Source organism: Rahnella aceris (assembly GCF_011684115.1).
GTDB lineage: Bacteria > Pseudomonadota > Gammaproteobacteria > Enterobacterales > Enterobacteriaceae > Rahnella > Rahnella aceris.
Genome location: NZ_JAADJV010000004.1, coordinates 172,225 through 184,563, shown reverse-complemented (window position 1 = coordinate 184,563; position 12,339 = coordinate 172,225). Strand labels below are relative to the sequence as shown.

General features: G+C 53.8%; 10 protein-coding genes. 8 read left to right on the top strand and 2 right to left on the bottom strand.

Going from position 1 to position 12,339, the window contains the following annotated elements; all coding sequences use genetic code 11:
* Window positions 1-86 precede the first annotated feature (86 nt).
* Window positions 87-602: a gluconokinase gene (locus tag GW591_RS19070; protein WP_037033722.1), complete on the bottom strand. Its 516-nt coding sequence runs from the start codon at window positions 600-602 to the stop codon at window positions 87-89.
* Between the two features lie 246 nt (window positions 603-848).
* On the opposite strand from GW591_RS19070, the gene gntT reads away from it, so the two are divergent.
* From gntT to nadS, 3 genes are all read left to right on the top strand, one after another.
* Window positions 849-2,165: a gluconate transporter gene (gntT, locus tag GW591_RS19065; RefSeq protein ID WP_013573545.1), complete on the top strand. Its 1,317-nt coding sequence runs from the start codon at window positions 849-851 to the stop codon at window positions 2,163-2,165.
* A 131-nt stretch (window positions 2,166-2,296) separates the two neighbouring features.
* Window positions 2,297-2,620, top strand: coding sequence for a type II toxin-antitoxin system RelE/ParE family toxin (locus tag GW591_RS19060; RefSeq protein ID WP_014411485.1), 324 nt, complete (start codon window positions 2,297-2,299; stop codon window positions 2,618-2,620).
* Between the two features lie 15 nt (window positions 2,621-2,635).
* The gene (nadS, locus tag GW591_RS19055) at window positions 2,636-2,926 is read left to right on the top strand and encodes a NadS family protein (protein ID WP_013573547.1); all 291 of its coding nucleotides are present in this window, start codon (window positions 2,636-2,638) and stop codon (window positions 2,924-2,926) included.
* A gap of 54 nt (window positions 2,927-2,980) precedes the next feature.
* Here the strand turns inward: nadS and GW591_RS19050 are convergent, their stop codons facing one another.
* Entirely contained in the window at window positions 2,981-3,574 is a 594-nt protein-coding gene (locus GW591_RS19050) for a YhgN family NAAT transporter (RefSeq protein WP_013573548.1), read from the bottom strand.
* 210 nt (window positions 3,575-3,784) lie between these two features.
* Here GW591_RS19050 and asd point away from each other — a divergent pair, with 210 nt between their 5' ends.
* The 5 genes from asd to glgA all read left to right on the top strand — a co-directional run bounded on the left by asd (window position 3,785) and on the right by glgA (window position 12,311).
* Window positions 3,785-4,888 (top strand): aspartate-semialdehyde dehydrogenase, encoded by a 1,104-nt coding sequence (gene asd / locus GW591_RS19045; protein ID WP_013573549.1) that lies wholly within the window; start codon window positions 3,785-3,787, stop codon window positions 4,886-4,888.
* A 412-nt stretch (window positions 4,889-5,300) separates the two neighbouring features.
* Window positions 5,301-7,484, top strand: a complete 2,184-nt coding sequence (glgB, locus tag GW591_RS19040) for a 1,4-alpha-glucan branching protein GlgB (RefSeq protein ID WP_013573550.1) — start codon at window positions 5,301-5,303, stop codon at window positions 7,482-7,484.
* Window positions 7,484-9,508, top strand: a complete 2,025-nt coding sequence (glgX, locus tag GW591_RS19035) for a glycogen debranching protein GlgX (RefSeq protein ID WP_166861246.1) — start codon at window positions 7,484-7,486, stop codon at window positions 9,506-9,508. Before glgB ends, glgX begins: the two co-directional genes overlap by 1 nt.
* A 17-nt stretch (window positions 9,509-9,525) precedes the next feature.
* Window positions 9,526-10,803 (top strand): glucose-1-phosphate adenylyltransferase, encoded by a 1,278-nt coding sequence (glgC, locus tag GW591_RS19030; protein WP_013573552.1) that lies wholly within the window; start codon window positions 9,526-9,528, stop codon window positions 10,801-10,803.
* Between the two features lie 71 nt (window positions 10,804-10,874).
* Complete coding sequence (gene glgA, locus GW591_RS19025; RefSeq protein ID WP_013573553.1) at window positions 10,875-12,311, top strand: glycogen synthase GlgA; 1,437 nt, start codon at window positions 10,875-10,877, stop codon at window positions 12,309-12,311.
* Window positions 12,312-12,339 lie beyond the last annotated feature (28 nt).

The following is a 12,339-nucleotide window of genomic DNA, read 5'->3' as shown; positions in this document are numbered from 1 at the left end:
CGGGATGGGGTGTTGGTTTTGCGGATGACAGCTCAGCTATTAAAACCCCCTCCCCACCTCCCCCTTCGCAGGGGGAGGAGAAAGTCTTACTTCTGAATTGTTTTGAGGGCTGCAACGCAGCGATCTACCACACCTTCAAACTTGTGATCGATATTCACGCGCAACACATCCGGTTCGTCTTCGCCCGGTTCTTCGAGCGCATCGAACTGGCTGCGCAGTAAATCGGTCGGCATGAAATGTCCGGCACGCGCTTTAAGGCGCTCGGCGATCACTTCAAAACTGCCTTTCATGTAGATGAACACCATGCCTTCGTTGTCTTTACGCAGGGCGTCACGGTAGCGACGCTTCAGTGCAGAACAGACAATGATGCCGGTTTCATTTTTATGGCGCAGGCTGTAAGCCGCGTCGTTGAGGCGTAATAACCACGGCGCGCGGTCATCGTCGTTCAGTGGCGTGCCGCTGGCCATCTTTTGAATATTGGCGCGGGGATGAAGATCATCGCCGTCGATAAATTTCGCGTTAATTTCACGGGCCAGTGCCGCGCCGACGGTGGATTTACCGCTGCCTGACACGCCCATCAGAATGATGCTTTGTCCTGCCATAAGTATGATCTCTATCCCAAAATGAACATTTTGACTGCGTAGTGAGTCCTAATATTACCATGTTACCGGTATCATGATACCGGTAACAAATGGAGATGTGACTAATATCACAAAGGAATGCACTGCTGTTTTAGCGGTCGCGGTCTGTACCCGTAGCACTGTTAATTCCTACAACATCTTGAAAATTAAAAACAATGCTTCACCCGGTTTTTAGTCATACCCGGGTGACAGCGTGAGGGGAAGAATATGCCATTAGTTATTGTAGCGGTGGGTGTTGCACTGCTGTTGTTACTTATGATCCGATTTAAGCTTAATGGCTTCATTGCACTGATTCTTGTCGCGCTGGCGGTGGGGATTATGCAGGGAATGCCGGTCGATAAAGTTATCACCTCGATCAAAAACGGGGTGGGTGGGACGCTTGGCAGTCTTGCGCTGATCATGGGCTTCGGTGCCATGCTCGGTAAAATGCTGGCGGATTGCGGTGGCGCACAACGTATCGCGACCACCCTTATCGAAAAGTTTGGCCGTGAGCACATTCAGTGGGCGATCGTGCTGACAGGTTTCATCGTCGGGTTTGCCCTGTTCTATGAAGTCGGTTTCGTGCTGATGTTGCCACTGGTCTTCACTGTGGCCGCGGCGGCGCGTTTACCATTGCTGTATGTCGGGGTTCCGATGGCGGCTGCGTTATCCGTTACACACGGGTTCCTGCCTCCGCACCCTGGTCCGACGGCGATTGCGACGATTTTCCATGCGGATATGGGTAAAACACTGCTGTTTGGTTCACTGCTGGCGGTGCCGACGGTGATTCTGGCAGGGCCGGTGTATGCGCGCTTCCTGAAAGGTATCGACAAACCGGTGCCTGAAGGTCTGTTTAACCCGAAAACCTTCACGGAAGAAGAGATGCCGGGCTTTGGCGTCAGCGTCGCGACTTCACTGGTGCCGGTTATTCTGATGGCATTCCGCGCACTTTGCGAAATGATCCTGCCGAAAGGGCATCCGGTGCTGGCGTATGCTGAATTCTTCGGCGACCCGGTGATGGCAACGCTGATTGCGGTGCTGATCGCTATCTTCACTTTCGGTCTGAACCGTGGCCGTAAGATGGAAGATGTGATGGCAACTGTGACCGATTCCATCAAAATTATCGCGATGATGTTGTTAATCATCGGCGGTGGCGGTGCGTTTAAACAGGTGCTGGTGGACAGCGGTATTGAAAAATACATTGCAGCTCTGATGGACGGCAGCACGCTCTCGCCAATCCTGCTGGCCTGGTCCATTGCGGCGGTTCTGCGTATCGCATTGGGGTCTGCTACCGTGGCAGCGATTACTGCGGGCGGTATTGCCGCGCCACTGATCGCCACCACGGGCGTCAGCCCTGAACTGATGGTGATCGCCGTCGGTTCCGGCAGCGTGATTTTCTCGCACGTCAACGATCCGGGCTTCTGGTTGTTCAAGGAATATTTCAACCTGAGCATTGTCGAAACCTTCAAATCCTGGTCTGTGCTGGAAACCATCATTTCCCTGTGCGGTCTGGCGGGATGTCTGCTGTTGTCGATGGTCGTCTGACGACAAATTGTTAGCATATAAAAGGCGAGCCGCGTGGCTCGCCTTTTTCGTTTCTGACGAGAAAAACCTCGCGTTGAACTCTTACCCTGTGAGAGTATTATTCAGCCATCTTGAGTCATGGAATGAGTCATATGGAATATCTGGAGTTTATCGAAACCCCGACCTTTAGCCGCAAATGCAAAGAGCTGCTGACTGAGGAGGAATATCGCCAGTTTCAGGAATACCTCACCCATTATCCCGACGCAGGGGCTTTGATTGTCGGCACCGGTGGATGCAGAAAAATCCGCTGGGGTCATCAAAGGCGTGGAAAAAGTGCGGGTGTGCGGGCGATTTATTATTACCTGTGCGCTGACGGTCAGATTTTCATGCTGCTGGTTTATCCGAAGAGTGAGAAAGATTCACTGACGGAAAGCGAAAAATTGATTTTGAAAAACATTGTACGAAGTCTGTCATGACACAGGAGATAGACCATGACGAAAGAATTCTTTGAAGAATTGCGACAATCCGCTGAAGAGATGGTCGCTATCCATAAAGGCGAAATGACACCTGCGCATATCACGCGTGTTGCCATGCCCGAAGTAAAACAAATCCGTACAAAGGCGGGAATTAAGCAGGATGAATTTGCCCGACTGCTCGGTGTATCTCCTTCGCTGGTGCAGGCGTGGGAACAACAAAAGCGTTTGCCGAATGGCGCTGCGCTGAAATTATTGAAAATGCTCGAACTGAATCCGCAAATTATCCAGACGCTTAAAACGATTTAAAACAGATGTAAAAAAGGCGAGACGCGTGGCTCGCCTTTTTCGTTTTTTCTGCCGCTAAATCTTCAGATACGCCCTGATCCCATCAAGGAACATCTGTGTTGAGAGCATCACCAGAATCAGGCCCATCAGGCGTTCGAGGGCGCTGACGCCTTTGTCGCCGAGCAGGCGCAGGAACAGGTTCGACAGCAGAAGGATCGCCATCGACATGCCCCAGGCGATAAACAGCGCCAGCGTGAGATGACTCATCTGATTCGGATACTGGTGCGAAAGCAGCATCAGCGTGGCGAGAATCGACGGGCCAGCAACCAGCGGGATGGCCATCGGTACGAGGAAGGGTTCTTCACCGGCTGGCAGGCCGCTGCTGCTTTTCTCTTCTGACGGGAAAATCATTTTGATAGCAATCAGGAACAAAATAATACCGCCGGAAATCGACACGGTTTCGGTACGTAAATTCAGGAACGACAGGATTTTTTCCCCGGCGAACAGGAAGATCAGCATCAGGATCAGTGCGATCAGCATTTCGCGGATTAACACGACCCGGCGACGTTTCGGGTCGAGATGTTTTAAAACCGACATAAAAATCGGTAAGTTGCCCAGCGGATCCATAATTAAAAACAGCAAAATGGTTGCTGAAATCATTTCGGTCATGACTACCTCAGAAAAAATGCCTGTTATAAGTTGCGCTGCTATTAAAAGCTGCACTATTGATTAAATTCACTTGCCACTTCTACTACATTTTGTAAGGTGGTAGACCAGCGCGTTAACGGGGCACAGTGCATCAAAACAGGCACTAACTTAGTGCAAACGCGCGTTCAAGCCGTTTTAAGCAGTTATCACCCTCAGGGCAGGACAGATATTATGAAAAATGTAGGTTTCGTTGGCTGGCGCGGGATGGTCGGTTCTGTACTCATGCAACGCATGATTGAAGAACGCGATTTCGACGCTATCCGTCCGGTATTCTTCTCCACCTCTCAGCACGGTCAGGCCGCGCCTTCTTTCACGGGTCAGTCCGGAACCTTGCAGGATGCCTATGATCTGGACGCTCTGAGCGCGCTGGACATTATCATCACCTGTCAGGGCGGCGATTATACCAATGAAATCTATCCTAAGCTGCGTGAAATCGGTTGGTCTGGCTACTGGATTGACGCAGCATCCTCTCTGAGAATGGAAGATGACGCGATAATCATCCTTGACCCGGTGAACAGCGCAGTGATCCATCAGGGCATCGACAAAGGCATTAAAACCTTTGTGGGCGGTAACTGCACCGTCAGCCTGATGCTGATGTCGCTCGGCGGCCTGTTTGCGAATGACCTGATCGAGTGGGCGTCTGTTGCCACGTACCAGGCAGCTTCCGGCGGCGGAGCGCGTCACATGCGTGAACTGCTGACCCAGATGGGTATGCTGCATAGCAGCGTGGCGAAAGAGCTGGAAAACCCGGCTTCCGCCATTCTGGACATCGAACGTAAAGTGACCGCGCTGACCCGCAGCGGTACGTTGCCAACCGATAATTTCGGTGTTCCGCTGGCGGGCGGTCTGATCCCGTGGATCGACAAACAGCTCGATAACGGCCAGACCAAAGAAGAATGGAAAGGTCAGGCGGAAACCAACAAAATTCTCGGCACTTCCAGCATTATTCCGGTGGATGGCCTGTGTGTTCGTATCGGCGCGCTGCGTTGTCACAGCCAGGCTTTCACGCTGAAATTGAAACAAGACGTGTCAATTCCGGAAATCGAACAGATGCTGGCTTCGCATAATGACTGGGTTCGCGTGATCCCAAATGACCGCGAACTGTCGATGCGTGAACTGACGCCAGCGGCTGTCACCGGCACCATGAACACACCGGTCGGCCGTCTGCGTAAACTGAATATGGGCCCGCAATATCTGTCTGCATTCACCGTGGGTGATCAGCTGCTGTGGGGCGCGGCAGAGCCTTTACGCCGCATGCTGCGTATTCTTCTCTAACGCGATGCAATATTGAAAACTGCCCTGTTTTCTTTGTAAAGATTTCCCTGCGGGACACCAGCACGGTGTCCCGTTTTTGATTCTGTCATCAATCACTTCACCGTTTATCCGCCTTTTTCCAGCGCAACTCTCTGTATTTCATTTTGCGAAAAATTCATCGGTTTCTTCCCGCTGATTTTTCGAACCTTTGTCTATGCTTAGTAGAAGAGCTATGCCTCTTTGAGAAGCTGAAATAAGCACTTATTTGGAAATTGTGAGCGTAAGCGTCATCGCGCACTTTTTGGCAAAACCGAAACACAGCCGGATCACAAAGCGGCGATAAAAAGGGGAGCACACTGGGATCACGTTTCGTATTGAATACCTGAATGATTTTATTGGATTTATTGATTTAATTAATCATAGGACGAAATACATGTCTGTACTTCCCGATCAGCACGTCATTAACCAAATTATATCTGGCCACTACGCTGATCCTTTTTCTCTTTTGGGTATGCATTCTGTGGCCGCCGGGCTGGAAGTGCGTGCCCTGTTGCCGGATGCGGATCAGGTCTGGGTTATTGATGTAGAAAAAGGTAAACAGGTGGCGGAACTGCGTCGTTACGATGATCGTGGTTTCTTTGTCGGCCTGATCCCGCGGCGTAAAAATGCCTTTCGTTACAAGCTGGAAGTCCGCTGGGGCGAGAATCTGCATGTGATTGACGATCCGTACCGGTTCGGCACATTGTTGCAGGAACTGGATATCTGGTTGTTGGCGGAAGGCACGCACCTGCGGCCATACGAAAAACTCGGCGCACATCTGCAAACGCTGGATGACGTCGAGGGTGTCAGTTTTGCCGTCTGGGCACCGAACGCCACGCGGGTTTCCGTCGTGGGTGAATTCAACTTCTGGGACGGCCGCCGACACCCGATGCGCCAGCGCCGTGAAAATGGTATCTGGGAACTCTTCATTCCCGCCGTCCGCGAAGGTCAACTGTATAAATTCGAAATTATCGACTGCCGCGGGCATGTCAGCCTGCGCGCCGACCCTTATGCTTTTGAGGCGCAGATGCGTCCGGATACTGCCTCGTGCGTGCGTAAATTACCGGATGTTGTGCCGCATTCAGAAAGCCGAAAGAAAGCCAATGCGCTGAATCAGCCGGTTTCCGTGTATGAAGTGCACCTGGGTTCCTGGCGTCGTCATACCGATGATAATTTCTGGCTCAGCTATGGTGAACTGGCCGAGCAATTAGTCTCATATGCCAAATGGATGGGTTTTACGCACATCGAACTGATGCCGGTCAACGAACATCCGTTCGACGGGAGCTGGGGTTATCAGCCGCTTGGCATGTATGCGCCGACCCGTCGTTTCGGCACGCCGATGGAATTCAAAGCCTTTGTCGATGCCGCGCATAACGCCGGGCTGAACGTCATTCTCGACTGGGTGCCGGGACATTTTCCGAGCGACACCTATGGTTTAGCGCAGTTTGACGGCACCGCGCTGTACGAATATGCCGATCCCCGTGAAGGTTATCATCAGGACTGGAACACGCTGATTTATAACTATGGCCGCCATGAAGTGCGTAACTATCTGGCAGGCAATGGTTTTTACTGGATTGAACGGTTTGGCATTGACGGCCTGCGTGTCGATGCGGTGGCTTCCATGATTTACCGCGATTACAGCCGTAAAGCCGGGGAGTGGATCCCGAATTATTACGGTGGCCGCGAAAACCTCGAAGCCATTTCCTTCCTGAAATACACCAACCAGACCATTGGTCGTGAACTCGGCGGTGCGGTGACGCTGGCGGAAGAATCGACCGATTATCCCGGCGTCACCATGCCGCCGGATGCTAACGGGCTGGGTTTCCATTACAAGTGGAATATGGGCTGGATGCACGATTCCCTGACCTATATGCAGCTTGATCCGGTTCACCGCAAATATCATCACAACCTCATGACATTCGGCGTGCTTTACGCTTACAGCGAGAACTTTATATTGCCGCTGTCCCACGACGAAGTGGTACACGGTAAAAAATCCTTGCTGGATAAAATGCCCGGCGATGTGTGGCAGAAGTTCGCCAACCTGCGCGCTTACTACGGCTTTATGTGGGCACATCCGGGTAAGAAACTGCTGTTTATGGGCAATGAATTTGCGCAGGGGCGTGAGTGGAATTTTGACGCCAGCCTCGACTGGCATCTGCTTGACGATCCAAGCGGCTGGCACAGCGGCGTACAACATCTGGTACGCGACCTGAACCAGACCTATCAGGCCAATGCGCCGTTGTATGAGCTCGATTACAACCCGCGCGGTTTCGAATGGCTGGTGGTCGACGATCACGAAAACTCGATTTTCGCCTTTGCCCGCCGTGACGAAAATGGCGGTGAAGTGATCGTCATCAGTAACTTTACGCCGGTTCCGCGTGAGCATTATCGCATAGGCATCAGTCAGCCTGGGCGTTATCACGAAATCCTCAATACCGATTCGCATTTTTACCGTGGCAGTAATGTCGGCAACGGTTGCGATATTTACAGTGAAAATATTGGCCATCATCAGCGTGACCATTCGATCAGCGTGACTATTCCGCCGCTGGCGACGGTTTATTTGCGAAGGGAGGCGTAATGAAACAGCTCGGTCCCGGTCTGCCCGCACCTTTTGGTGCGCATCTCAGAGATAGTGGCGTCAATTTTTGCCTGTACTCTGCACATGCGGAAAAAGTGGAACTCTGTCTTTTTGATGAGACCGGCAGCGAGCAACATTTGCCTTTGACCGGGCGCACCGGCCATCTCTGGCATGGGTTTGTGCCGGGGCTGAAAGCCGGACAACGCTACGGCTACCGGGTTTACGGACCGTTCGACCCGAAAAAGGGTCACCGGTTTAACCCGAAGAAAGTGCTGATCGACCCAAGCGCACGTGCGATTGACGGCGTACTGCTCGACAACGCACGGTTCACCGGCGGCACCGATGCGCCCGACGATAAAGACAGCGCCGTGGTTGCGCCGAAATCCGTGGTGGTCGCCGGAAATTTCGACTGGGGTGATGATCAACCGCCCGCGAAACCCTGGGGTGAAACGGTGATTTACGAGGCGCATGTGCGCGGCCTCACTCGCCAGCATCCCCATATTCCGGCAGCCCTTCGCGGCACCTATGCCGGGCTGGCACATCCGGTGATGCTTGAATATTTGCAGCATCTGGGCGTCACCGCGATAGAACTTTTGCCGGTGCAGCATCATGCCGACGAACCACGCCTGCAACACCTTGGGCTGAGTAATTACTGGGGCTACAACGTGCTGGCACCGTGCGCGGTTGAACCGCGTTACGCCAGCGGGCTGGGCGGTGTGTCGGCGCTGAATGAATTTAAATCGGCGGTTAAAGCACTGCATCAGGCGGGTATTGAAGTGATCCTCGACGTGGTGTTCAACCACAGCGCTGAGCTGGATATCGACGGGCCGTTTATTTCGTTTCGTGGCATTGATAACGCCAGCGGGTACTGGCTTAACGACGACGGTTCCGACAACAACATGACCGGCTGCGGCAACACGATACGGCTGATGGACGAGGACATGATCGCCTGGACCCTCGATTGCCTGCATTACTGGGTACGTGAATGTCATGTTGATGGCTTCCGTTTTGATTTAGCGACAGTTCTCGGCAGAACACCGGAATTCACCGCACAATCGCCGTTGTTCCTGGCCATTAAACACGATGACATCCTCTCGAAAATCAAACTGATTGCCGAGCCGTGGGATATCGGGGCCGGGGGCTATCAGCTCGGAAATTTCCCCGCACCCTTTGCCGAATGGAGTGATGTGTGGCGCGACGATATGCGCCAGTTCTGGCTGCATGGCGATCTTTCTCTGGGGCAGTTTGCCGGGCGTTTTGCCGCCTCCGCCGACAAGTTCAACCCCGCGCAGCGTGAGCCTTACGCCAGCATCAACATGCTGACGGCGCACGACGGTTTCACGTTGCGCGATCTCGTCAGTTTTAACCAGAAACATAACCAGGCCAACGGTGAAGAAAATCGCGACGGCCATAACGAAAATTTCAGCCAAAACCACGGTGAAGAAGGGCTTGCGGCGTCTGAAGGCGTATTACAGCAGCGCCGTCTCAGCCAGCGTGCCTTGCTGGCGACGCTCTGTTTGTCACAGGGCACGCCGATGTTGCTGGCCGGTGATGAACTCGGCAACAGCCAGTCGGGCAACAACAATGCCTACTGTCAGGACAATCCGCTGACCTGGCTTGACTGGGAGAACGCCGATGAAAGCCTGACAGCCTATACCTGCGCGCTGATTGCGCTGCGCCGGAAAATTCCGGCACTGACGCAAAACCGCTGGTGGCAGGAAGGCAGCGATGACGTGCAATGGCTGAATCAACAGGGGCAACCGATGAGCCCCGGCGACTGGGAGCAGGGGCCGCAGCAGTGGCTGCAAATCTGCCTGTCACAGCGCTGGTTGGTTATCGTTAATGCCTCGCTGCACGAGGTGGATTTGCACCTGCCTCCGGGAAACTGGCAGCCAGTGGCACCGTTCAACAGCGTGCTTTTTGATGAGGAACCCCGGCGTGTCATGGAAGGCTCGCAATGGCGGGCAGCAGCAAAAACCCTCTGTGTCCTACAAGATTTCACTTCACAGAGCCGGTCATTATAAAAACAAAGGAGTCAGATATGGCGACATTAGATAACCGGGACCCGGTCATGCTGGCAAGGCAGTTGCCGCTGAAATCCGTGGCATTAATCCTTGCCGGGGGCCGTGGTTCGAGACTGAAAGATTTAACCGCAACCCGGGCAAAACCCGCCGTTCACTTTGGCGGAAAATTCCGCATCATTGATTTCGCCCTGTCAAATTGCCTGAACTCCGGCATTCGTCGCATCGGCGTGATTACACAATATCAGTCACACACGCTGGTTCAGCATATCCAGCGCGGCTGGTCTTTCCTTAACGAAGAAATGAACGAATTCGTGGATTTACTTCCGGCGCAGCAACGCCACAGCACCGAGCACTGGTACAAAGGTACCGCCGATGCGGTTTATCAGAATCTGGATATCATCCGCCGCTATAACGCCGAGTTTGTGGTGATCCTGGCGGGTGATCATATCTACAAGATGGACTACTCGCGGATGCTGATCGACCATGTGCAGAAGGGCGGTGAATGTACCGTCGCCTGCCTGGAAGTGCCGCGCACCGAGGCCAGTGAATTCGGTGTTATCGGCGTCACTGAGGATTATCACATCACCAGTTTCGTCGAAAAACCCAAAGACCCGCCGCCGATGCCCGGCAATCCCGATATGGCGCTGGCGAGCATGGGCATCTACATTTTTAATGCAGACTATCTGTTTCGCATGCTCGAAGAAGATATGGCGAGTGAAGAGTCGAGCCACGATTTCGGCAAAGACCTGATCCCGAAACTGACCCGTCAGGGCGTTGCCCGCGCGCATCCGTTTGGTCTTTCCTGCGTCACGCAAAACGATGAAGCGCCGCCGTACTGGCGTGATGTCGGCACGCTCGATGCCTACTGGCGCGCTAATCTGGATCTGGCTTCTGTCACGCCGGAACTGGATATGTACGACCGCGACTGGCCGATCCGTACCCACATGGAGCCGCTTCCGCCCGCCAAATTTGTACAGGATCGCTCAGGCAGCCACGGCATGACCATGAATTCGCTGGTGGCCGGTGGCGTGATTGTTTCCGGTTCGGTGGTGGTGCATTCCGTGCTGTTCCCGCGGGTACGCGTCAACTCTTTCTGCAATATCGATTCGGCCATCATCCTGCCGGATGTGAATGTGGGGCGTTCATGCCGTCTGCGCAAATGCGTCATTGACCGCGCTTGTCAGATCCCTGAAGGCATGGTGATTGGTGAGAATGCCGATGAAGACAGCCGCCGTTTCTACCGTTCGGAAGGTGGCGTGGTGCTGGTGACCCGCGCAATGCTGGCGAAACTATAAACAGACGATAGAAGTACGACTTTTCGTCATCCTGGTGAACGCCGGGATGACCGGGATAATCAGGAGCGCGAATGCAGGTTTTACATGTTTGTTCTGAGCTGTTTCCGCTGTTAAAAACGGGCGGCCTTGCGGATGTCGCCGGTGCATTACCCGCCGCTCAGATTGCGGAAGGCGCGGATGTCCGCGTGCTCATTCCGGCTTTCCCTGACGTCAAAAAAGGACTGGGGGAAACACAGGTGATTGGCACGCTGGCAACTTTTGCCGGGCATGTCACCCTTTCACTGGGTTACTTTGATGGCGTGGGTATTTATCTGATTGATGTGCCGGGATTGTATGACCGTCCCGGCAGCCCGTATCACGATCAATCGTCGTTTGCCTATCCGGATAACCATCTGCGCTTTGCGTTGCTGAGCTGGATGGCCTGCGAACTGGCACTGAATTTCGATCCACACTGGCAACCCGATATCGTCCACTCTCATGACTGGCACGCCGGTCTATGTTCCGCGTATATCCGCGCCCGTAATGCGCCGGTGCGGACGGTTTTCACCGTACATAATCTGGCGTTTCAGGGATTGTTTGGCGCGCATCATCTCGATGAGCTGTATATCCCGCGCGAGTTCTTTCAGATGCACGGGCTGGAATTCTACGGCCAGATATCTTTCCTGAAAGCCGGTCTGTTCTATTCCGACCACGTGACCACCGTCAGCCCAACGTACGCGAAAGAAATCACCCGTCCGGAATTTGGCTATGGCATGGAATCGCTGCTGCTGGAACGTGAAATGCAAGGGCGGCTGACGGGGATCCTTAACGGCGTCGATGACGCTATCTGGCAGCCGCGTGATGACGTGCTGCTGTCAGCGCGTTACGACGCGGAGGATTTACGCTCGAAAGCGGTCAATAAAGCCTATCTGCAACGGGCGATGGGGCTGGATGTGGATGATTCGCGGCTGGTATTTGCTGTCGTCAGTCGCCTGACCAGCCAGAAAGGGCTGGATCTGGTGCTGGAAGCCTTGCCGGATTTACTCGAACGCGGCGGTCAGCTGGCGCTGCTGGGCGCGGGTGACGCGGTGCTGCAACAGGCATTTCTGGCAGCCGCGGCGGACAATCCTGGCCAGGTCGGCGTGCAGCTCGGCTATCACGAAGCGTTTTCCCATCGCATTATCGGCGGGGCGGATGTCATTATGGTGCCGAGCCGTTTTGAGCCTTGCGGATTAACCCAATTATATGGCCTCAAATACGGTACGTTGCCGCTGGTGCGCCGCACCGGCGGGCTGGCCGACACGGTGGTCGATTGTGCACTGGAAAATCTGGCCGACGGAACAGCCAGTGGTTTTGTCTTTGAAGAAGCAACGGGGAAATCGCTGGGAAATGCGATCCGCCGGGCATTTGTTTTGTGGAGCCGACCGAAACACTGGCGACACGTCCAACAACACGCCATGGGTATTGATTTTGGCTGGAAGGTGGCTGCGCAGGAATATATCACCCTGTATAACCGCCTGCTGTCCTGACCCTGAACGTAGCTAACTTGATCGGGAA